14 protein-coding genes are annotated in these 22,449 nt (G+C 63.9%); 9 read left to right on the top strand and 5 right to left on the bottom strand.

Annotation, left to right across the window (positions count from 1 at the left end; genetic code table 11):
• Positions 1-7: 7 nt before the first annotated feature.
• The 8 genes from AC3FJ6_RS15190 (at position 8) to AC3FJ6_RS15155 (ending at position 15,611) form a co-directional block, all read left to right on the top strand.
• Complete coding sequence (locus AC3FJ6_RS15190; RefSeq protein WP_488772664.1) at positions 8-3,439, top strand: error-prone DNA polymerase; 3,432 nt, start codon at positions 8-10, stop codon at positions 3,437-3,439.
• A 226-nt stretch (positions 3,440-3,665) separates the two neighbouring features.
• Positions 3,666-6,161, top strand: a complete 2,496-nt coding sequence (locus AC3FJ6_RS15185) for a type VI secretion system Vgr family protein (protein WP_488772663.1) — start codon at positions 3,666-3,668, stop codon at positions 6,159-6,161.
• Positions 6,162-6,199: 38 nt separating this feature from the next.
• Entirely contained in the window at positions 6,200-8,098 is a 1,899-nt protein-coding gene (locus tag AC3FJ6_RS15180; RefSeq protein WP_488772662.1) for an esterase/lipase family protein, read from the top strand.
• A gap of 98 nt (positions 8,099-8,196) precedes the next feature.
• Positions 8,197-9,195, top strand: a complete 999-nt coding sequence (locus tag AC3FJ6_RS15175) for a T6SS immunity protein Tli4 family protein (RefSeq protein ID WP_488772661.1) — start codon at positions 8,197-8,199, stop codon at positions 9,193-9,195.
• A 187-nt stretch (positions 9,196-9,382) separates the two neighbouring features.
• A complete protein-coding gene (locus AC3FJ6_RS15170; RefSeq protein ID WP_488772660.1) occupies positions 9,383-10,381 on the top strand; it encodes a T6SS immunity protein Tli4 family protein in 999 nt (332 codons plus the stop codon).
• Positions 10,382-10,492: 111 nt separating this feature from the next.
• Positions 10,493-11,800, top strand: a complete 1,308-nt coding sequence (locus AC3FJ6_RS15165) for a hypothetical protein (protein WP_488772659.1) — start codon at positions 10,493-10,495, stop codon at positions 11,798-11,800.
• On the top strand, positions 11,745-12,074 hold the full coding sequence (locus tag AC3FJ6_RS15160) for a PAAR domain-containing protein (protein WP_488772658.1): 330 nt from the start codon (positions 11,745-11,747) through the stop codon (positions 12,072-12,074). Before AC3FJ6_RS15165 ends, AC3FJ6_RS15160 begins: the two co-directional genes overlap by 56 nt.
• A gap of 69 nt (positions 12,075-12,143) precedes the next feature.
• Positions 12,144-15,611 (top strand): ImcF-related family protein, encoded by a 3,468-nt coding sequence (locus AC3FJ6_RS15155; protein ID WP_488772657.1) that lies wholly within the window; start codon positions 12,144-12,146, stop codon positions 15,609-15,611.
• 28 nt (positions 15,612-15,639) lie between these two features.
• Here the strand turns inward: AC3FJ6_RS15155 and AC3FJ6_RS15150 are convergent, their stop codons facing one another.
• From AC3FJ6_RS15150 to AC3FJ6_RS15140, 3 genes are read right to left on the bottom strand one after another with little or no spacing between them, the layout of a single operon-like run.
• On the bottom strand, positions 15,640-16,491 hold the full coding sequence (locus AC3FJ6_RS15150; RefSeq protein WP_487522848.1) for a citryl-CoA lyase: 852 nt from the start codon (positions 16,489-16,491) through the stop codon (positions 15,640-15,642).
• Complete coding sequence (locus AC3FJ6_RS15145) at positions 16,488-17,687, bottom strand: CaiB/BaiF CoA transferase family protein (RefSeq protein ID WP_488772656.1); 1,200 nt, start codon at positions 17,685-17,687, stop codon at positions 16,488-16,490. The genes AC3FJ6_RS15150 and AC3FJ6_RS15145 overlap by 4 nt, the downstream gene beginning before the upstream one ends.
• A 34-nt stretch (positions 17,688-17,721) precedes the next feature.
• On the bottom strand, positions 17,722-18,711 hold the full coding sequence (locus AC3FJ6_RS15140) for a Bug family tripartite tricarboxylate transporter substrate binding protein (RefSeq protein ID WP_488772655.1): 990 nt from the start codon (positions 18,709-18,711) through the stop codon (positions 17,722-17,724).
• Positions 18,712-18,952: 241 nt separating this feature from the next.
• Between AC3FJ6_RS15140 and AC3FJ6_RS15135 the strand changes: the two genes are divergently transcribed.
• On the top strand, positions 18,953-19,618 hold the full coding sequence (locus AC3FJ6_RS15135) for a hypothetical protein (protein WP_488772654.1): 666 nt from the start codon (positions 18,953-18,955) through the stop codon (positions 19,616-19,618).
• Between the two features lie 87 nt (positions 19,619-19,705).
• On the opposite strand, the gene AC3FJ6_RS15130 is transcribed toward AC3FJ6_RS15135, so the two are convergent.
• Complete coding sequence (locus tag AC3FJ6_RS15130; RefSeq protein WP_488772653.1) at positions 19,706-20,392, bottom strand: phosphorylase; 687 nt, start codon at positions 20,390-20,392, stop codon at positions 19,706-19,708.
• Positions 20,393-20,397: 5 nt separating this feature from the next.
• On the bottom strand, positions 20,398-22,398 hold the full coding sequence (shc, locus tag AC3FJ6_RS15125; RefSeq protein ID WP_488772652.1) for a squalene--hopene cyclase: 2,001 nt from the start codon (positions 22,396-22,398) through the stop codon (positions 20,398-20,400).
• Between the last annotated feature and the right edge of the window lie 51 nt (positions 22,399-22,449).

Genomic DNA, 22,449 nt, shown 5'->3' with positions numbered 1-22,449 from the left:
CTTGGCGATGTTGCCCGGATTGTCTTCCCTGTTGCCGTCGTTGCCCGACTATGTCGAGCTGCACTGCATTTCCAACTTCACGTTCCTGACTGGCGCGTCGCATCCGCAGGAACTGATTTCCCGCGCGTTCCAGCTGGGCTACAGCGGCCTGGCGCTGACCGACGAGTGTTCGGTGGCCGGCACCGCCCGCGCGCACCACGCCATCAAGGTCTTGCGCGAGGACATGTGGGAAGCCGTGGCCCGCAGCGCGCGGCGCCTGGCGGCGGGGCAGGGTGCGGGCGACGTGGACGATGTGGAGGACATCGTGGCCTTCGTCGAGGAAGACGACGAGGAGGGGGGCGAGGGTGGCGATGAGGAAGGGGCGCCGGTCGACTTCGGCGAAGACCCCGATGCCGCGGCACGCCGGCACGCGATGCTTGAAACGCTGGCCGCCGCGGCCGACGCGTTCAACCTGATCATCGGCAGCCGCTTCACGCTGACGGCGGCCCCGGGCGACACCATGCCGCCGCCCCGCCTGGTGCTGCTGGCGCAGAACCGCGAGGGCTTTGGCAATCTCAGCGAGTTCATCACGCTCGGGCGCCGGCGCGCCGACAAGGGCAGCTACGTGCTGTATCCGTCCGATATCGCCGATCCACAGCCCGACGTGCATCACTTGCGCGGCATGCCCGATTGCCTGGCGATCCTGCTGCCCGACTACTGCGCCGATGCCGAGGTGTTGCGCGCACAGGCGCGATGGTGCCGCGACGTGTTTGGCGACCGCGTATCGATCGCGCTGGAACTGCTGCAGGGCCATGCCGAAGCGTTGCACCGCGAACGCCTGCAGCAGGTGTCGCGCGATACCGGCGTGCCGCTGGTGGCCACCGGGGCGGTCAACATGCATGTGCGGTCGCGCAAGCCGCTGTCCGACGTGCTGACCGCCATCCGGCTGGGCCAGCCGCTGCCGGCCTGCGGCATGGCACTGGCGCCCAATGCCGAAGCCCACCTGCGCATGCGGCAGGTGCTGTCGCGGCTCTATCCGCGCGAGGCGCTGGCGCGCACGCTGCAGATCGCCGACCAGTGCCGGTTTTCGCTCGACACGTTGCGCTACGAATATCCCGAGGAACTGGTGCCCGACGGGCTGACGCCGATCGGCTATCTGCGGCAGGCGGTCAGCAAGGGCATCGACGAACGATTCCCGCACGGCATGGAGCCCGAATGGGAAAAGCAGCTCGAAGGCGAGCTGGAACTGATCGAAGAGAAGCGCTACGAGCCATTCTTCCTGACCGTCTACGACATCGTCAGCCATGCGCGCAAGCTGGGCATCCTGTGCCAGGGACGCGGCTCGGCGGCCAATTCACTGGTCTGCTACTGCCTGCATATCACCGAGGTCAGCCCCGAGCAGGCCAACCTGCTGTTCGGGCGCTTCCTGTCGCGCGAGCGCGACGAGCCGCCCGATATCGACGTCGACTTCGAGCACCAGCGGCGCGAGGAAGTCATCCAGTACATCTACGACAAGTACGGCCGCCACCGTGCCGCGCTGGCGGCGTCGCTGATCACCTATCGGTCGCGCAGCGCGTTGCGCGACGTGGGGCGCGCGCTGGGCATCGACCCGAGCGTGGTGGAGCAGGTGGTCAAGGGCCAGGCGTGGTGGGACGGCGGCACCGAATTCATCGAGCGGATATCCCGCTACGGGCTGGACCCCGATTCGCCGGCCGTGCGGCAATGGGCCAGCCTGACCGAGCAGTTGCGCGGCTTTCCGCGCCACCTGTCGCAGCACGTGGGCGGCTTTGTGATCGCCCGGCACAAGCTGTCGCGGCTTGTGCCGATCGAGAATGCCGCCATGAAGGATCGCAGCGTGATCCAGTGGGACAAGGACGATCTGGAATCGCTGGGCCTGCTCAAGGTGGATGTGCTGGCGCTGGGCATGCTGACCGCCATCCGGCGTGCGCTGGCGATGATCCCGAATCCCGAGCCCGATCGCGCGGGCCTGCCCACGCGCATGGAAGACCTGCCCGAGACCGACGATGCCACCTACGCGATGATCTGCAAGGCCGACACCATCGGCGTGTTCCAGATCGAATCGCGCGCGCAGCAGTCGATGCTGCCGCGCCTGCAGCCGCGCCAGTACTACGACCTGGTGGTGGAAGTGGCGATCGTGCGGCCGGGGCCGATCCAGGGGGGCATGGTGCATCCCTACCTGAAGCGGCGCGAGGACCTGCGCCGCACGGGCAAGCTGCCCACCTACTTCAACGACGTGATCCGTCGTGTGCTGGGCCGCACGCTGGGTATTCCGATCTTCCAGGAACAGGTCATGCAGCTGGCCATCGAGGCGGCCGGTTTCACGCCGGGCCAGGCCGACCAGCTGCGCCGCTCGATGGCCGCGTGGCGCCGCCGGGGCGACCTGAAGAAGCACCAGGACGCGCTGGTGCGTGCGCTGACGTCGCGCGGCTACCCGGAGGCCTTCGCGCTGGCCATCTGCAAGCAGATCGAGGGGTTTGGCGAATACGGGTTCCCGGAAAGCCATGCGGCCAGCTTCGCCAAGCTGGTCTACGTGAGCGCCTGGATCAAGTGCCACCACCCCGACGCGTTCCTGTGCGCGCTGCTCAACAGCCTGCCGATGGGATTCTATTCGGCATCGCAACTGGTGCAGGATGCGCGCCGCCACAAGGTGGAAGCGCTGCCCGTGGACGTGACGGTCAGCGGCTGGGAAAGCGCGCTGGAGCCACAGCGGCCGGGGCGGCCGTATCGCGACGTACGGCTGGGCATGAATCGCGTGAAGGGCATGCGCGAGGCCGCCGCGCTGCGCATCGAGGCCGCGCGTGCCGAACGGCCCTTCGAGAGCGTGGAAGACCTGGCGCGCCGCGCGCGGCTCGATGCCCACGATATCGACGTGCTGGCCGCGGCCGACGCGCTGGTGTCGTTGGCCGGCCATCGGCGCCAGGCACGCTGGCATGCGCGCGGCGCGGCGGTGCAGACCGCGCATCGCGACCTGCTGCACGAGGCGCCGCCCCAGGAACTGGCGCTGGCGCTGCCCGAACCGAAGATCGGCGAGGACGTGGCGGCCGACTATGCGAGCCTGGGCCTGTCACTGAAATGCCACCCGCTGACGCTGCTGCGACGCCGGCTGACCGCGCTCAAGTACATCACCGCGCAGCAGCTGTCACGGCTGGGCAACGGCCGCCGCGTGCGGGCCTGCGGCATCGTGACGGTGCGCCAGCGCCCCTCCACTGCGAGCGGCACGATCTTCACGTCCATCGAGGACGAAACCGGATCGATCAACGTGATCATCTGGCCCGACCTGGTCGAACGCCAGCGCAAGGAGGTACTGGGCGCCACGCTGCTGGGCGTGATCGGCACCTGGCAACGGCAGGGCGACGTGAAGCACCTGGTGGCCCAGGAGCTGGTGGACCTGAGCCCGCTGCTGGGCAGGCTGATGGTGGGGAGCCGGGATTTTCATTGACATCGGAATGTTCCGACTGGCGATGGCGCGGACAAGCCGCTACCGATGAATTTCGGCTCCGTATATCGGCAAAAATTGATTTCAGGATTTCGTTTGAGTTAGCTGTAGAGAACGCAACACCAATATTCCCCGCTGGTTTGAAACCGGATAACGTGCGCCGCGAGGTGCGTGGCTTGTGTGCCGCCTCCCGTTCGCAGGGTTCGTCTCAAATCACGGAGCAGGGAACATGGCTGGTGTCGTGGATACGCTCACTACGGTTGGCAGGGCGCTGCAAGGCGCGTTGACGGGGCGGCAGTCCTATCATCTCGACGTTCCCGCCGCACCGGATGCCGCGGCATTGTCAGTGGTGTCATTCGAAGCCACTGAACGTCTGGGCGAGCCCTATCGCCTCAAGGCGGTGCTGACACATCCGCTGGGACTGGTGCGCGAGAATTACCTGCGCAAGCCGGCCACGTTCAGGGTGACGCCAGCGGACGGATCGGTGCCGCGCCTGTTCTCCGGCTGGATCTCGCAATTCTCGCGAACCAGGACCACCCGCGATTTCTGTGCCTACGAAATGGAGCTCAGGCCCACGGTGGCCTTGCTTGAATTGACCACGGCCAGTCGCATCTACCAGCAGAAGACGGCACTGCAGATCATCGAGTCCATCCTGCGGCGCCACGGCCTGGAAGGCCACCAGTTCGCGTTCCGGACGCGTCGCGAATATCCCGAGCACAAGTTCCGGCTTCAGTACCAGATGACGGACTGGGATTTCGTCCGGCTGCTCATGGAGCAGGAAGGGCTGTACAGCTACTTCGTGCCGAGCCGGTTCGGTACCCATCTTGGCGAGGTCTTTACCATCGCCGATGATATCGACCACTACATCTACCAGCCGGCGCTGCATGTGCCGTATCGCGAGACGGCCGGTCTGGAATCTGGCGCCGAGACCGTGTTTTCGCTGCAGACCCATGCGCGGACCGTGGCGGCGTCATTCATGGCCGCCGATTACAACCCGGACCATGCCTACGAGCGGTTAAGGGACGAGGCCAATCTCGCTTTCAATGACAAGGGAAACTACGGTCAGCCCTATGTCTTCGGCACCCATCACCTGGACTGGAAAGGTGCCAGATGGGAGGCGCAGCTTCGTCATGAAGCGGCACTGGCCGGCCAGATCGTCTACGAGGGTGAGAGCAACGTCCTGGAACTCTGCCCCGCACGCATCCTGCGCATGGATGCGGTGCTACCCGATGCGCCGCACGGACAGGTTGTTACTGAGGTCATTCACAAGGGTGGGCGAGACCAGGCTTATCGCAACACGTACAAGGCCATTCCGTCGGGTCGGCGCTATCGTCTGCCGATCGACGAAAGAAAGTGGCCGCGCATCGCCGGTACGCTGAGCGGCAGGATCAGCGCGCCAGACCGGTACAAGTACGCCTATCTGACCGGGGAGGGGCGCTACGTTGTCCGCTTCGACTTCGATTTCGACGCATGGCGCAAAGGCGGCGAAAGCGTGCCGCTGCGACTGGCCAAGCCTTTCGCAGGCGGTCTGAAGACCGGCTTTCACTTTCCGCTGCTCGATGGTACCGAGGTCGCCATCGCCTTCCACGACGGTAATCCGAACCGTCCTTACATCGCGCACGCCCTGCACAACAGCGTGCACCCGGACCTCATTACCCATGAGGGCCGATGGCCATCGCGCAATGTCATCCGTACCCAGCGCAACAACAAGCTGCGCATGGACGATTGGGAGGGCCATGAGGGCATCAAGCTGTCGACGGAATACGGCGGCAAGAGCCAGCTCAACCTTGGATACCTCGTCGATGCGGACAGCAAGCAACGCGGGGATGGTTTTGAACTGAGGACGTCAGGGTGGGGCGCCATCCGTGCAGGCAAGGGTGTGCTGATCTCGGCGGACGATCAGCCCGCGGCGAGCGGGCAGCAACTGGAGATGGAGCGGGTCCGGGGCCTGCTGCAGCAGGCGCTGCAGTCTAGCGAAGCGCTGGCGGAAGCGGCCAGGACGGCGCAAGCGGAGGCAACGGACTGCGCCCGCCAAAGGGCCCTGCTGGACGATACGCTGGACCAGCTCAAACGCGCCGGGCTGCTGGCCACCGCGCCAGCCGGCATGGCGCTGGCGTCGGGCGCCGATCTTCAACTTTCGGCCAACGAAAATTTGATTGCGACGGCCACGAACCATGTCGACGTGAGTGCGATCAAGCGATTCACGGTGGCGGCGGGAGAGCGTATCTCCATGTTCGCCCAACGACTGGGCATCAAGCTGTTCGCCGCCAGGGGCAAGGTGGAGATACAGGCGCAGCGTGACGAAATGCGACTGATGGCGGACCAGAACATCACTGTCACCAGCGCCAACGGGCGGGTCGTGATCGAGGCCAAGGATGAGTTGCTGCTCAAGTGCGGGGGCTCGTATCTCCGCATGTCTGCGACTGGCATTGAAGACGGAACGCGCGGGGAACGCACGATCCGATCCAATGGCATGGCGCGGCAGGGGCCGGCTTCGCTGGCGCAGTCGATGAACGAAATGTCCAGGACGGCCTTCAACGACGCCTACGTGCTCCGTAACGAGATCACAGGGGACCCGTTGAGGGACCACCCTTACGAGATCCTGCGCGACGACGGGTCGCGAATCGCAGGCGTGACCGATGCATCCGGCAGGACTTCCGTCCAGAAGAACCAGGATGTCGAGCGCATCAGGATTCGGATTCTTCCTAAGGCGGGCAAGGCGTGAACCGCCTGCCCGACTGTCACCCTTCTTCTATTTGAACGATGGATAGTCCGCAAAGCACCGATCCGCAAGCGCCAGCCGATGTGTCGCATGACGGCGGCAGCCAGACCGTCCGGCTCCCCACCGGCCTTGACTTCGACGGCACGCCAATAGCGTCCGCCGTGCTTACGCCTGACAGTGATCGGTGCGTCAAGGAGATTCACTGCGATCCGCGAACGCCCATACCGGTCATTTTTCTGCCGGGGGTGATGGGGAGTTTGTTGGCGAATAGTCAGAATGGCCGCGAAGTCTGGTACCCACCCAACATGGACGGAGTTGCTTCCGGCTTTGCCGCGTTCTTCGCCGTGTTGCGCGGGTGGCTTCGGGGCGCCGCCTCGCGCGCCGCCCGCTTCGATCCAGAGCCCGCGGTAGTGGACCCTCGTGGTCCCTTGATTTCCATCGATGAAGCCAAGCTCGGGATCGACGCCGCAGAAGCACGCCGGCGTGGCTGGAGCACCCTGCATCGCTGGAGCTACCAACCGACGCTGAAATGGTTGCAGGGGGCGCTGAACAAGCCAATGCAGTATGGCGAGCCCATTGGCGAGTGGGCGAATGGAAGCGAAGACGGAGAGAAGTCGGCCCTGAAGCCGGTACTGGGTACCCACCCGTCGGAATACGGTGGGTACGGCGCCGGTGAAGCCCTGACACTGGATTCCGAAGTATTCAAGACCTTTGTCAGCTATCGATACCCGGTGTATGCGATTGGCTACAACTTTCTGCAATCGAACGAACTGTCGGCCAGGGACGTACTCGATGGGGTCGACTTCGAGGACAAGAGGCGAAAGAAGAAGACACGCATCATGGGCATCCGGGAAATTTGCAGAGAGAACCACACGGACAAGGCCATCATCGTTACCCATTCGATGGGTGGTTTGGTGGCGCGCATGGCTGCCGTGCTATGCGGCGGCGCCGACGACATGCTTGCCGTGCTGCATGGCGCCCAGCCGGCCACGGGCGCCCCCGTGTTTGCCAGGCGATTCCGTGCTGGCGGCGAGGGTAGAAGTGGGCTGGAACGGTTCATCAATCAGAGCCTGTTCGGCGCCAATGCCCGCGAATTTATTGCAGTGGCCAGCTATGCGCAAGGGCCGATGGAGTTGGCACCCATGCCCGATTACAACAACGGAGAGCCGTGGTGGATCGTGGTGGATGCCAAGGGGCGTGAACGATTGCGGTTTCCGGAGACGAGTGCGTTGGAGGATCTGTATGTCAGCGATGCGTGGTATGGGTTATTGCCGGATCCAAAGCTGCTGGATCCGGCGGGGGTGGTGGCGGAGTATTTGAAAAGGGAAAAACATAATATGTCCGTCCACGTCTATTACAAGAATGTTATCGCGGCCGTGGTGCGCAGGCAGGAAGCCCTGGCGAGTGCCTACCACCCCAATACTTACGCAATGTTCGGAAGCGGAGCACTGGAACCTTCCCCAGTCAATGCCGGCGGAGAACTGCAAAAGGTTGAGATTAGCAAGCCGGAGGGCGAGCTATTGACCTTCGGGAAAGTGATCTGGCAAGGCGATATTCCCGACGATGTCTCGCCGGAAGAACTGAAGCGTGCGGAGTTAGAGGAAGACGATCACAAAGGCAAACTGAAGCTGCGTGTGCGTGGACAACTTGTCGTCTTGACCGTGTGGAAGGAGATGCGTCAGGCGGACCTGCGGAACGACGGCGTCAAGGACAGCGGTGTCATACCCGGCGATGGCACTGTGCCCGCGTGGTCTTCAGAAGCGCAAGCGCGGGGGCTTATTCCGGAAGTGGCGGGCCAGGCGGCTCAAGGCGTGCAAATGGCATTCAGGCAGAAGGGTTACGAACACCAATTCAGCTTCAGGCATCCGTGGACGCGATGGGCCACGCTCTATAGCGTGGCGCAGGCCGTTCACAAGATCAAGGGAGGGTGCAGCCAATGACTATAAGTCTCCTTTCACCGTATGTGCAGCGCCTAAGTTTACTCGTGTTCGTGGGCACGTTGTCGGCCTGCGTTAAAACTAGTCTTCCGGAGTCAATCATGAAAGAAAATCCTGTCATTTCCAACCCTCGCCCATGGTGTATAGGGAGAATGGTATTTGATCGCCCCATTAATAGCAGTATGTCTTATGAGAAATATCGATATGCCGGGAATGATATCGAAATAAAACTTAATGTAAATGCGCTGACTTTTCAACGTTTGGTAGAACTTCGTGATCAGAAGCTAAAAGCAATGAAGCGTACCACGCTGATCCCCTACAAGGAAAAAGTTGAAAAAGGGCTGAAATCGATGTGGGTTGAAACGGACATTCCGGGGTTGGAACGGGCGGACTCACCATCCCGAGATTCTCGGATATTCATTTACAAAGAGAGCGCAGACGAAATCTTCGAGGCATTCAACCTGGAGGGATACATTCTGGCTGGGAACACTCAGCTAACAGTGAAGGGCTTGCTCGGTAAAACCGGAGTGCAGCAAGTTCTTCACAGAAATAGCGAATGGTTTCGACAAACCAAATACCGCGAAGACTGGTCAGTGCCCACCGAGCGAGGGTATTGCGTGAAAGGTGCGCTGATCGGCGGGCCTCCCGTGAGTACCGGCTGGGTTGATCAGACATTCCTGCTGATGCCGGGGCGCCCTGCCACCTTTATCGTCACCATGCGCGCATCCCTCGACGTCGATCAGCAAGCCTCCCTGCTCAAGGCCGTCCCTGACCTGCGCCGGGAGTTGGATGGCCGCCTGCTGCTCAGCAAAGTGAAGGTGCTGCGCGAGCGCAAACGTGAGTTCGCCGGGATGCAGGCCGAGGAAGTGTTGCTGTCGATGAAGGAGGATGGTGTCGAGGTGTTTCGCTTCCATCTGATGGCGCCGGGCACCGAGGATGATCATGGCCGGCCATACACGGAAATCCAGTTGGACCTGGGTGCCGAGCCCAGCGAGGACTTTCCGGCAGAACTGGCCACCTCCCCCGTAGATGAAGCCGGCGCCCTTCAGGCCTGGGACACATTGCTCGACAGTTTCCGCCTGCGGCCTGGAGCACTTTGATGCGTTGGGTGTTGGGTCGGACGCGGTGGGCCACGCTCTACAGCGTGGCACTGGCAGTCCATAAAGCGAAGAAGGAGGGCCGCTCATGAGAAGTTCATGCACGGCAGCATACATACTCCGCCTCATCATGGCGATCTTTGCGGTGGGATTGAGCGCTTGTGCTCCTTACCGATCCATCGAGACAAATATGAAAGAGAATCCAGTAATTGCCAACTTGAAACCATGGTGTATTGGACGAATGATTTTCGACAGGCCGGCAGAGAGCAGCATGTCGTATGAGAAGTACACGTATGCCGGCAATGACATCGCAATAAGGCAAAACGTAAGTCAGCACACGTTTATGCGTATGGTCGAAGCGAAAGAGGCAGAGTTTAGAAGCAGAAAACGGACGTACACCATCCCTTACAAGGAAATGCTGGCTAAGGGGTTGAAATCCATGGACATCGAGACTAGCGCTCCATGGCTGGAAACAATGGCGTCACCATCGCCTCAGTCGCGGTTGTTTGTCTTCAAGAAGGATGAAGACGTTCCGAAAGACGTTTTTCAGGGTGAAGGGTACATTCTTGCTGCTACGACGCAATTGACGTTATCCGGTCTGCTGGGAAGAACTGCTATTCAGCGAGTGCTTCGCGACGATAGTGACTGGTACCGCCAGACAAGCTATCGCGAAGACTGGTCTGTTCCAACCGAACGAGGCTTTTGTATCAAAGGTGCGCTAATTGGCGGCGTGGCCCGCAGCACCGAATCTGTCGATCAAACCATCCTGCTGATGCCTGGCCGCCCTGCAACGTTCATCATCACAATGCGTAACTCATTTGACATCGATCAGCAAGCCTCCCTGCTAAAGACCGTCCCCGACCTGCGCCGGGAGTTGGATGGCCGCCTGCTGCTCAGCAAAGTGAAGGTGCTGCGCGAGCGCAAACGTGAGTTCGCCGGGATGCAGGCCGAGGAAGTGTTGCTGTCGATGAAGGAGGATGGTGTCGAGGTGTTTCGCTTCCATCTGATGGCGCCGGGCACCGAGGATGATCATGGCCGGCCATACACGGAAATCCAGTTGGACCTGGGTGCCGAGCCCAGCGAGGACTTTCCGGCAGAACTGGCCACCTCCCCCGTAGACGAAGCCGGCGCCCTTCAGGCCTGGGATACATTGCTCGACAGTTTCCGCCTGCGGCCTGGAGCACTTTGATGCATCGCGATTCGGGTGGACGCAGCAGCAAGGACAGCGGAAGAAAACGGCAGACGCTTTCGTTCGGCACAAACGTTGCCAGTCATTCCGCTAATGCACCGGATAGTTGATATGGCCGTCGATTTCTCCTTGCTGCCTTCAGAAGAGACGTTTGAGGAAAAGCCCCCATCTTTGCGGCTCTGGGGTGTGCTGTTTGTTGCCGCCGTCCTGGTGGGCGTGGCCGCCGTCCTGCTGCTTTGGCCCGATGGCATGCCTACGGACACCTGGCGATTCTGGGCAACGTTGATCCTCTTCCCGGTTGCCATGCCGGCATTCGTCGTCCTGCGCCGGTTTGCGCGCCATGAATCGAACAGGCTCGATGCAGAGATGCGAAATGCCGCCGTCGTCGCTTTCAAAGAACAGGTGTTCAGTGCCGCAAGCATCCCGCTGGCGTTGATTGGCGCCGCGCACCGGCTTTCGGCGGATTCCAGTCAGAATGCCGCCGATGGCGTACGGGAGGGTACGTTGCGCCTCAAGACACAAAAGTCTGTCGCCTACGACACCGCGCCGGTCAAGGCGCGATGGTTCGATGTGGCCGGCGTGCCGATGGCGCCGGGAACCATCAATGCAGACTTCAAGCGTGCAAGTCTGTTGACGCCGTGGCTATTGGACCAGTTGCTGGCCGAACTGGCGCCCCGCATCGAGGCGTTGCCGTTGGCAGTCCCACTCGACGTGCGCTTGCACGTCGTCAACGCGTTGCCGCTCGAACAGAATAGGCGGCTGTGGGACGAATGCTGGGGCGCAAGGTTCGCGCGAGCTGCGTCGCTGGAGACCCCGGCGTTGCCAGATGACCTGATGGCGCTCGACCGATGGCTGGACCGATTGCTCGCAGGCGGCGAGCCGCGTGCAACGTTGTTCGTCAGCGTTCAGCTTCGTTCCGTACTGCATGCGTCGCTGCCCGATGGATCGGCAGAGGCAGGCGTTGCCGTGTTGTTGATGCCCGATGCGCTGGCACACAAGCATGGCATTCACCGTGCTGCGAGTCTGCACCGCCCGGTGCGCGGTCTGGTGATGGAACCCCAGGAAGCGTATTCCCACGCACTGCGTTGGGCCGGAATCTGGGCCGGCGAGTTGGCCGGCGCATGGCAAGCCGGGCTCGATGCCACCCAGGCGGGGGCGCTGCGACAGGCGACGATGAAGCTCGGTATGGCGCTCCATGCCACGGATCTCGACCAAACCGTGGGTCACGCAGGGGTTGCTGCCGGATGGCTCGCCCTGTCTTGTGCTGCTGCGACACTGACGGACGCGACTGCAAGGCAAGTCGTCATGGCGGGTCAGGGCACCAGCGTTGACTGCGCCGTGATCAGGCGCGATAACCCGGCACATGGTAGGCCGGACACAGAACCTTCACGAAACGATCGCAATGACCAGACGCTATGACATTTTGCGGGGAGATGCCACGTCGTCCGGCGGAACCGTGCTGGGCGGAGACGCCCGCGATACGCTGGGTGGCCGCGAGCAAGCCTACGAGGGCGATCCGGTCTGTTGTCCGCAATGCAAGACGGTCGGGCGCATCGCATGTCAGGGGCCGCGCCACTCGATGCGGGACCAGAACGGTAGGGAGGCGGCATTGAGCGACGATATTTGCGCGTGTGGCTGTTCGCCAAGTCCTCTGCTGATTCCGTCCCAATATGGCTCATACACGGATGTATGACAGACGCGTGATCGTAGTGCTTCCAGAATTTTCCACAAGCCGCCCCTTCTCGCCTTTGACTTTCCATCGATGAAGAAGCTGCGAATTGATGTCCTGTCCATTCTCGTGATCGCACTGCTTGTCGGTGGTGCGATCCTTGTTTGGGGCAAGGATCTCGGCATTGAAACGGCCGAGCGCCGGAGTGAATGGCTATCCGGCGTGGCATTTGCCGCGTTGTTGCTGGCCATCGCCGTGTCATTCCAATATGGGGTCCGTTGGATGGAAGCGATTCGCCATGTCCGGGATTGGCTGAACACCCGCCAATCCAGTATGGCGGATACAACCCAGGCGGCCCTGGCGCCAAAGCGCCCGGCACCGCCAAGCCTTGCGCCGTCGCTGGCCACGTTGCGTGATGCGCTGCGCCACAAGTACGGGCTGCGCTGGCGTTATCGCCAGCCTTGGTTGCTGCTGGTGGATGCCGATGCGGATGCTCGCGCGACTGTCGCCGCGCTGCTGCCAGAACTGAAGGCACAGGGCTGGCTTATCACGCCTGATGCGGTGCTGGTGCTGGCTCAGTACGACAAGGATGGTCAGCCAGATATCGCGTGGCTCAGGCAATTCCGCCGACTGCGGCGTTGGCGGCCGCTCGATGCCCTCGCCATGCTGTTCGACGGGCATACGCCAGAGGCACTGCAGGGCAGGCAGGCGCAAATCCTTTCTGCCTGGCGGCTACGTATTGCCGATGTCCTGCGCTGGTCCGCGCCGATATTCGCGATGCAGGCGGGGCAGACGATTGCGCTGCCTTCTGCCGAGGTGCCGCTTGTCGGTTGCGAGATTCCCGAGCGCGCCAACGCTTCGGATGTCGAAGTCGCGTTGCATGCGCTGCGACATCGACTGGCGTGCTGGAGTCTGAATGGATGGCCGATGGATGTGTGCACGCGCCATCTCGGCCGATTGTCCCAGGAACTGGGCCGCCAGGTCGACAAGCTGATCGCCATGTCAGCCGCTGTGGCAGGCCATGCACGGCAGCCGATGGGCGTGCGTGGCATCGTGTTCGTGCCTGTGCCCGACAAAAGCCGCAGCATCGGCACGGCGGCGGATTTGTCGGTGTGGCAACACATTGCCGATGTGGCGCAACGCAGGCCGGGGCGCCGCGCCGTCTGGCATCCCTTGACGGCCGGAGCCGGTCTCGTATTGGCAGGCATCGGGATATGGACGGCCGGCATGATGTTCTCAAGCCTGCAGACAGACACCGACATCCGGGTTGCGCGCCAGGCGGTGCGTGACGTGGAATCCGTGTCCGATGCGGCCACGCGACTGAACGCGCTGGATGTCATGCAGCAGCAGATTGCGCGATACGCGTACCGCGCCAGCCACCATGCGCCTGTCTTGATGCGCTTCGGCATGAATCGCGACGCCGATGTCCTGGCCGCCCTGATGCAGCCGTATGCCAAGGCCAGCCGTGAAATCCTGATCCGGCCTGTGGTGCGGGATCTCGAAGCGTCGCTGGCCGACTTGTCCCGCTTGCCGACGGCTGGTCTGAGCGATGAAACGAGCAAGTGGGCACTGGCGGGGCATGACGCGCTCAAGGCCTACCTGATGCTGGCGCACCCCGAGCGCACCGATCCGGCGTTTCTTGCCGGACAACTGGCGCGACACTGGTCCACGGACGCGCGTATCGGCCCGGCGCTCAAACAAGACTATGGCGAACGATTTTCCAGATTCTTCGTCCAGCACCTGAAGGCGAATCCGGAGTGGCGCATCGCCGCAAGCGCCGAACTGATCCATGGGGCACGTCAGACGCTGTTGGCCGTCATGGGCGAGCGCAACGCCGTCGATACCATCTATCGGAACATGATCGAGGGCGTTGGCAACAAGTATCCGGATCAGACGCTGGCGTCGCTCGCGGCGGGGACCGATACGCGCGGGCTGCTGCGAAGCGACGCCGTGGTGCCTGGCGTCTTTACGCGGCAGGCCTTCGAGGGCTACGTGGCCGGCGCCATGGAGAAGGCCGCCACCGAACAGGACGTGGCGGGCGATTGGACGCTCGCGGTGGGACAGCAGTTGCCCATCGGCAAGGGCCCGGGTGGAACGCCCGCAGAGATCCGCAAGGCGCTGGCGGACCGCTATTTTGCCGACTATGCCGAGCACTGGCAGCAGTTCATGAACGGCCTGCAATGGGAGCCGGCCCGAACGCTGCCCGGCGTGGCCGATCAGCTGAAACTGATGGCGGATGCGCGCCAGTCGCCCGTCATGGCGTTGATCCGTGCGCTGGAGTACCAGGGCGGAGCCGGTACGCGAAGCGCGTCACTGTCGGACACGCTAGTCAACAAGACCCGGGAAATCCTGAGCGGCAACGATCCGGCACCCGTGAAATCGAGGGCCGATCCGGACGGTCCCTTGCACGCCGCATTCGGCCCGGTGATGCGCCTTGTAGACCCGTCCCGCAATGCCGGTAGTGGTGAGTTGAGCCTGCAGCGGTTCATGGACCGCGTGACGGCGGTTCGACTCCATTTGCAGCAGATTGCCATGGCCAGCGATGCCGAAGCGCAGGCGCGCCAGATGGCACAGGCCTTGTTTCAAGGCAAGACCTCGGAGCTGGCCGATACGCAAGCCTATGCGCAGCGGATGGCGGCCAGTCTCGGCGCCCAATGGGCCGGCATGGGCAACGCGCTGTTTGTGCGGCCGATTGCCCAGGCCAGCCAGGCTATCGTCCAGCCGGCGCAGGCGAGCCTGAATGAAAGCTGGCGGTTGGGTGTTGCCACGGCATGGACACGCTCGTTCGCAGGCCGCTATCCGTTCTTCGACACGGAAAACGACGCGTCGCTACCGGAACTGGCGCGCTTTCTGCGACCGCAGGGTGGGCTGATCCCTGCATTCTTGTCGACCCAGCTTGCCGGGGTGCTGGAACTGCGAGGCGATGAATGGGTGCCTACCACGACAGGCGGGCAGTCGCTCGCATTCGATCCGGAGTTTCTGCGGCGTATCAACACGTTGCAGCGCATCGCCACGCACATGCTTGCACAGGGCGAACCGCGCTACCGCTTCCATCTCAAGCCGATCCCGACACCGGGCCTGACCGATACGCTACTGATCGTCGACAACCGGCCGCTGCATTACTTCAATCAGAAGGAAGCCTGGATGTCCATGCGCTGGCCATCCGACAATCTGCAGGACCCTGGCACCCGCCTGCAATGGCAGACCGAGACGGCTGGAGCGAGCAAGAATCATGAGTTTGCCGGCGCCTGGGGGTTCGTGCGGATGCTGGAGCGGGCGAGCGTTACGCCCGTCGATAGCGCAACTTTCCAGTTGAGCTGGCAGGCCGTTGCCGAAACCGGCGTACGCAGTGACGGAGGCGGTGACAATGAAAGCCTGAACGCCCGCCTGCCGCGTGAGGCCGCGCCAGCGGATATGACGTATCCGATTCGCTACCTGCTGCGCTCGGAAGTCGGCCATGGACCGCTGGAAATGCTATGGCTGCGCAACTTCGTATTGCCTTCGCGCATCTTCACGGATCAGGCGCCGGCGTCGGGGGGCGCGCCGGCGTCCCGCGCGTAGTGGCCGTCAGGCGGTCGTCACGCAGCCATCAGGCCGCAGGGTCTCCTGTCGGCACATCCCGCTGCGGGTGGCCGTCGTATGTCCACAGAAACTGCCGGGGGATCGGGCCCTTGTTGCGGCCGCCCTGCTGGGTCTGCTCCCAGGCGTGCGACAGGATGCCCACCGAGCGCGACAGGCAGAACAGGCCGCGCGCCAGCGGTGCCGGGAAGCCCAGTTCCGCGTAGATGACGGCGGTGGCGCCATCGATGTTCATCGGGATCGGCTTCTCCCGGCCTTCGCCGAGCTTCTTTTCCACGGCGCGTGCGATGGCGGCATAGCGGCCCGAGACCACGCCCGCGTCGGCGGCCTGGTCCACCAGCGCCAGCAGGCGCGGGGCGCGCGGGTCCAGCGGGTGGAAGCGGTGACCGAAGCCTGACACGAACTTGCCGTGTAGGTCGCGGTAGTTTGCCAGACCAGCGGCCACGGCGTCGTCGAACGGCACGCCTTCGTCGAAGCGCCGCGCGATGTCCTGATACAGCTCCACGGCCTGCTCGCCGGCGCCGCCGTGCACGTCGCCCAGGACATTGACGGCCGAAGCCATCGCGTTGTTCAGCCCCACGCCACAGGTGGCGGCCATGCGGGCGATGGCGATGCTGGGTGCCTGCGGACCGTGGTCGACGGCGGCCATCAGGGCTGCGTCAAGCAATTCGCCCTGGCGCTTCTCGGGCAGTTCGCCACGCAGCATCAGCCAGATCATCTGGGCAAACGACACGTTGCCGATCAACTGCTCGATCGGGTAGCCGCTGTAGCGGATCTCGCCGGGCTTCATGTCGATGATCTTCGTGCGCCACCAGTCCTGTGAGGCCTGCCGGCCCGCGTCCATCGGAAATGCTTCGCTCATAGTGCGCGCTCCTGTTTCAGGGTGGCAATGTCGTCGGCCGCGTAGCCGAGTTCACCAAGAATGTCGTCGGTATGCTGGCCCAGCTGCGGCGGCGGGGTATCCACCGACGGTGCGGTGCCATTGACCTTGAAGCCCGTGCGGAGCAGGCGGATGTCGCGGCCCACGCCAGGCACGTTGGCAAAGTCGCCGATCATGCCGCGATCGCGTACCTGCGGATGCGCGAGCACGTCGGGCACCTTCAGCACCGGGCCGGCAGGCACGCCGGCTTCGTTCAGCAACTGCCACCATTCGGTGGCCGGCTTCTTCGCCAGCTCGGCTTCGAGTTCGGCGGTCAGCGCGGCGCGATTGGCCAGGCGCGACTGGCGCTCGGCAAAACGCGGGTCGCCGGCCAGATCGGGACGGCCCACCACGCGGCACACGGCCTCGAACTGTTCCTGCTTGTTGGCCGCGATGTTGAGCGGCCCGTCCCCGGTACGGAACGTGCCCGAAGGGCTGGCCGTCATGTTCTCGTTGCCCATCGGCACCGGGTCCTTGCCGGCCACCAGGTGGTTCGACACCACCCAGCCCATGGTGGCCATGGTCGCTTCGAGCATCGACACGTCGAGGAAATAGCCCTCGGTGCGGTCGCGGTCGGCCAGCGACGCCGCAATCGCAAACGCGGCCGTCATGCCGCCGATGGTGTCGGAAACCGGATAGCCCACGCGCAGCGGCGCGCTGTCCTTGTCGCCGGTGATGCTCATCACGCCCGACATGCCCTGGATGATCTGGTCGTAGGCCGGCAGGTCGGACAGCGGGCCGTCCTGGCCGAAGCCCGAGATCGCGCAGTAGATCAGGCGCGGATTCACCGGTTTCAGGTCGTCGTAGCCCAGGCCAAGCCGGGTCATCACGCCGGGGCGGAAGTTCTCCACGACCACGTCGGCGCTCTGCACCAGCTTGCGGAACACTTCCTTGCCACGCGCGTGCTTGAGGTTGATCGTGATCGATCGCTTGCCGGGGTTCTGTGCCAGGAACGACACCCCCATCAGGTTACGGTTCAGTTCGGCGTCGGCGCCCAGCTGGCGCGCCAAGTCGCCGGTGCCCGGGGTTTCCACCTTGATGACCTCGGCGCCCATATGGGCCAGCTGGTGGCAGCAGAAGGGCCCGGCCAGCACGTTGGTGAGGTCGAGCACGCGGATATTGCGAAGCGGCTTGTGCATACGGTTCTGCCAGGAAATGGTTAGTCGGCGCGGATCAATCGACGCGAGCGCCCGATTCCTTGACGATCGCGCCCCAGCGCGTGTTCTCGCTCTTGATGAAGGTGGCCAGCTCTGCCGGCGTGCCGCCGCGCGGCTCGCTGCCTTCGTCATGCAGCTTGGTGATCGTGTCCTTGTCCTTCAGCGCCTTGTTGACTTCGGCGTTGAGCTTGGCCACCACATCGGCCGGCGTGCCGGCCGGTGCCACCAGTGCCTTCCAGTCCTCGGCCTGGAAACCAGCATACCCCTGTTCCGCCACGGTTGGCACGTTGGGCAGCAGCGCCACGCGCTTGGCCGATGTCACAGCCAGCGCGCGCAGCTTGCCGGCCTTGATCATCGGCATGGCGATGGGCGGCGTGGCGAAGTAGAAATCGGTCTGGCCGCCCATCAGGTCGGTCAGCGCGGGCGACGCACCCTTGTACGGCACGTGCAGTGCCTTGATGCCGGCGCGGCGCTGGAACATCTCGCCCGTCAGGTGGCCCACGGTGCCGGTGCCGGCCGATGCCATCGACAGCGGCTTGGTCTTGCCGGCGTTCACCAGATCGGCCAGCGTCTTGTACGGCGCGTCCTGGCGCACGATCAGCACCACCGGCTGCGCGGCAACCAGCGCCACGGGCGTGAAGTCCTTCACCGCGTCATAGGGCATCTTGGGGTACAGCGTCGGGTTGATCGCCAGGTTGGCGGTCTGCCCCATGCCGATGGTGTAGCCATCGTTCTTCGCCTTGGCCACGAGGTCCAGGCCAATATTGCCGCCCGCGCCGGCACGGTTTTCTACGACCACGGTCCACTTGGTGGCGACGCCCACCTTGTTGAACACCAGGCGCGACAGCACGTCGGTGCCGCCCGCCGGCGGGAACGGCACCACCAGGCGGATGGGCTGCGCGGGGTAGGCGTCGGCGGCGATGGCGGGCGCGGACAGCAGCGCCGGGGCGGCGGCGAGGGCCAGCAACGTGTACGCAAACTTGCGGCGCAAGGGCAGACGGGTCATGCTTGTCTCCGTTTTATGTTCTATTGTACAGAACAACGATCTTAAAGAAGGAATGATCGTGAGAATAGGAGCGATGGGGAGGGCTGTCAAGCGGGGCTTGGCCGTAGCTGCTGCAGTCGGCCTGAATGCGCAGTGCGTGGATTTCGTTGTTTGCCGATCGAACTTTGGCCGGAGTCTCGATAGCCTTTCGATCCTTGTGCCGAGTTCATCACGGCGCTCACCTTGAAGGGGCTATCCAATCATGCAACGTTCGATCCCGCCGTCACCGAACCGTCTTGAAGTCTCCAGAAGCCGACGCATCCTGATGCTCTCCATGCTGTCTTTGCCTGGCGTGTCGGGCTGTACCGGTGCGATGTTGTCCGATGCGGTCCGACTGGAACGCAGTGGCGAGTACAAGGAGATTATCGACCAGGTCATGTTGACCGTAGATGGCAAGAAGCTCGTAGTGATCGCCCCCACATACCACTACATCTTCGACGTGCAGCCGGAATTCTCCGACCTTCTGCGTTTACCACTGCACCGGAAGCTCAGTGCTCGGTTCTCTACGTTCGATATTCATCCAGGCGGCATCGCGTCCGGCACCGTTTGGCTGACGCTGAACGATCCTGACGATCAGGAGTATGCCAAGGCGCTATCGCTTGGATTCAAGGGGCCAAAGACGGAGGCCCGCAAGCGTTACGAAATTTCGGGCGAACGTTATCTCGCGCGCGACTTCAAATTGCCGGCCAATCTCAAGCAGCTAAACCGATCCTACGAAATCACGGTTGTGGAATGGTCCCGAGGGGCTAAGCAGGCAAAGATTCTTCTGACGCCGCTGACCGTGGCAGCTGACGGTGTCATTCTCCTGGCCGCGATTCCACTAGGGTTACTGTGGTATTTCTCGGGTGCGAAGATGAGTCTTATGTGAGTAGCGCCCACGGCGGCCTTTTGTGCGCCGCCCAACGGTGTTACCCCTTGGCTCGGCGACTTCTGGGAACAGGCTCGAAACGCCGCCTCAAACAGCCACGGGAGCCGGCAGCGCAAAGCCGGCGCCCACAGCACGACGCGCCTCCGCCAACGCCTTCTTCGCAATCGAAGCGTCGCGGCCCAGCCGCAGCAAGCCGCCGAGCTGGTGCGGCGCCTTGAGCAGTCCGAGGACGACCGCGCCAACGTCGGTACTGCCGTCTTCGGCCATGCCGGCGAATGCCAGCGGTGGCACGGCGCGGTCGGCCGGGTCGATCACCACGCGCAGCGCGGCGAACGGGATGCCCAGCGTCTGGGCGGCGCGTGCGGCGATATGCGATTCCATGTCGACGGCCAGGGCGCCATGCGAATCATGGAGCGCCGTCTTGTCGGCTACGGTCAGCACCGGTGTGTCGGAGCCGGCCAGCAGGCCGCTTTCGGCGTGGGGCAGGGCACGTCGCAATGCGGCAGTCCAGTAGGGCGCCGTGCTGTACGACGTCTGACCGCTGCGCACGGCCGTGGCGACAATGACGGCGCCGGGCGGCAGCGTGGGATCGAGGCCGCCCGCCACGCCAAAGCTGATGACGCCGGCGCAGCCCTGCATCAGGCGGATATCCAGCGCACGCGCCAGCATCACGCCGCGCTGGCCGTACAGCGTCTGCACATCGGGGCTGGCCGCGATGCGGGCTTCGAAATCCATGCCGCAGACCACCAGGACCGGCGATTGCGGGGATGCCACGGCGCTCACAGCCCCCAGGCCACGGCGTGGTTGCCGTCGCGTAACAGGTTGCGGAAGCGCGCCAGCGCCCAGAGCGGGAAAAAGCGCGAATAGCCGTGGTAACGCAGATAGAACACGCGCGGGAAGCCTACTGCCGTGAAGTACGGCTCGTCCCACAAGCCGTGGCTCGCCTGGGTGCGCAGCAGGTATTCCACGCCGCGCGCCACGGCCGGGTGATCGCCGGCGCCGGCGGCCATCATGCCCAGCATGGCCCACGCCGTTTGCGATGCGGTGCTGGGCGCCTTCTCGTAGCCGCGGTACTCGAGCTTGTAGCTGTCGCCCGATTCGCCCCAGCCGCCATCGGCGTTCTGTATCGACGCCAGCCACTGCGCGGCGCGCTGCATCTCCGGCGCGTCGGCGCCGATGCCGGCCGCGTTGAGGCCGCACAGGGCGCTCCACGTCCCATAGATATAGTTGGTGCCCCAGCGGCCAAACCAGCTGCCGTCGGCCTCCTGCTCGTCGAGCACGTAGCGCAGCGCGCGCGCCGCCGGTTCGCTATTGGCCGGCATCTGGCCAAGCTGGCACAGCATGGCCAGGCATCGCGCCGATACATCGGTGGTGGGCGGGTCCAGCAGCGCGCCGTGATCGGCGAACGGGATGTTGTTCAGGTACAGATGCGTGTTCTCGGGCTCGAACGCGCCCCAGCCGCCGTTGCTGCTCTGCATGCCGATGACCCACTCGCAGGCGCGCGCGATGGCGGGCGTGTACCGGTTCGAGCAGTCGCCGCGCTCGGCGCGGTCCATCGCGGCGGCCACCACGGCCGTGTCGTCCACGTCGGGGTAGTGCGCATTGTTGTACTGGAAGGCCCAGCCGCCGGGCCGCACGTTCGGGCGCCGCACGGTCCAGTCGCCGCGCAGTTCCAGTTCCTGCAAGGGCACCAGCCAGTCCAGCCCGCGCGATGCCGCGGCTATCGCGCGCGGCTCGCCCACTTCCAGCAGGGCATGGGCCGCCAGCGAGGTGTCCCACACCGGCGACAGGCACGGCTGGCAGTAGGCTTCGTCATCGCGTACCACCAGCAGCTTGTCGATGGACTTGCGGGCAATGGCGCGGTCGGGGTCGTCGGGCGGCACGCCCAGCACGTCGAACATCAGCACCGAGTTGACCATCGCCGGGAAGATCGCGCCCAGGCCGTCCTCGCCGTTCAGGCGCTCGACCGTGAAGGCGCGCGCGCGCTCGATGGCGCGCTGGCGCATGCTGCGCGGAAATAGCGGTTCGACCACGCGTACCACGGCGTCCAGCGCGCGGAACACGCCCACCCACATGGGGCTCTGGTGCGGCGCCCGGCGCGGCAGGCGGGCGGCCTGGCAGGGGCGCAGGAACAGTTCGTCGATGCCGATCTTGCGGGGGTTGCGCGCCTGCGGCCGCAGGCTGTTCAGCACCAGCAGCGGCACGATGACCGTGCGCGCCCAGTACGAGACCTTCGACAGATGGAACGGAAACCATTCGGGCAGCAGCATGATTTCCACGGGCATCATCGGCACGGCCTGCCACGGCATCACGCCGTACAGTGCCAGCAGCGTGCGCGTGAAGACATTGCTTTCCTCGGCGCCGCCCATCGCGTGGATGCGACCGCGTGCCCGGCGCATATGCTCGGCCTGGGGATCGTCGCCAGCCATCTTCAGCGCGAAGTACGCCTTGACGCTGGCGCTGACGTCGGAGCCGCCCGCGTGGAACAGCGGCCAGCCGCCGTCGGCATTCTGGATGCGGCGCAGGTAGTTGGCGATCTTGCCTTCCAGTGCCAGGTCGGGGGTCTCGCCCAGGTAGTGCACCATCAGGATGTACTCGGCCGGGATAGTGGCATCGGCTTCGAGTTCGTAGACCCAGTGGCCGTCGGCCTGCTGCTGCGCCAGCAGCGCATCCACGGCGTGCGCGATGCCGTCGTCGAGCGGGTCGGGCAGGGACGCCTCGGTGGAGCGCCGGTTCAGCGTGTCGTCATGAGGGCGGGTGATGGTTGCAGCCTGGTTCATCAATTCGGGGGCACTTCTCTCATGGCAATGCGGCGGCCACGGCCGCGTGCA

The organism is Cupriavidus sp. 94F1 (genome assembly GCF_057798875.1).
This window is presented reverse-complemented; position numbering and strand designations above follow the sequence as displayed.

Bases quoted from the DNA above. Each gene is read 5' to 3' on its own strand.
- AC3FJ6_RS15170 (WP_488772660.1), top strand. From the start codon at position 9,383: ATGAAAGAGAATCCAGTAATTGCCAACTTGAAACCATGGTGTATTGGA.
- AC3FJ6_RS15155 (WP_488772657.1), top strand. From the start codon at position 12,144: ATGAAGAAGCTGCGAATTGATGTCCTGTCCATTCTCGTGATCGCACTG.
- AC3FJ6_RS15150 (WP_487522848.1), bottom strand. From the start codon at position 16,491: ATGAGCGAAGCATTTCCGATGGACGCGGGCCGGCAGGCCTCACAGGAC.
- AC3FJ6_RS15135 (WP_488772654.1), top strand. From the start codon at position 18,953: ATGCAACGTTCGATCCCGCCGTCACCGAACCGTCTTGAAGTCTCCAGA.
- AC3FJ6_RS15190 (WP_488772664.1), top strand. From the start codon at position 8: ATGTTGCCCGGATTGTCTTCCCTGTTGCCGTCGTTGCCCGACTATGTC.
- AC3FJ6_RS15160 (WP_488772658.1), top strand. From the start codon at position 11,745: ATGGTAGGCCGGACACAGAACCTTCACGAAACGATCGCAATGACCAGA.
- AC3FJ6_RS15185 (WP_488772663.1), top strand. From the start codon at position 3,666: ATGGCTGGTGTCGTGGATACGCTCACTACGGTTGGCAGGGCGCTGCAA.
- AC3FJ6_RS15175 (WP_488772661.1), top strand. From the start codon at position 8,197: ATGAAAGAAAATCCTGTCATTTCCAACCCTCGCCCATGGTGTATAGGG.
- AC3FJ6_RS15165 (WP_488772659.1), top strand. From the start codon at position 10,493: ATGGCCGTCGATTTCTCCTTGCTGCCTTCAGAAGAGACGTTTGAGGAA.
- shc (WP_488772652.1), bottom strand. From the start codon at position 22,398: ATGAACCAGGCTGCAACCATCACCCGCCCTCATGACGACACGCTGAAC.
- AC3FJ6_RS15140 (WP_488772655.1), bottom strand. From the start codon at position 18,711: ATGACCCGTCTGCCCTTGCGCCGCAAGTTTGCGTACACGTTGCTGGCC.
- AC3FJ6_RS15180 (WP_488772662.1), top strand. From the start codon at position 6,200: ATGGATAGTCCGCAAAGCACCGATCCGCAAGCGCCAGCCGATGTGTCG.
- AC3FJ6_RS15145 (WP_488772656.1), bottom strand. From the start codon at position 17,687: ATGCACAAGCCGCTTCGCAATATCCGCGTGCTCGACCTCACCAACGTG.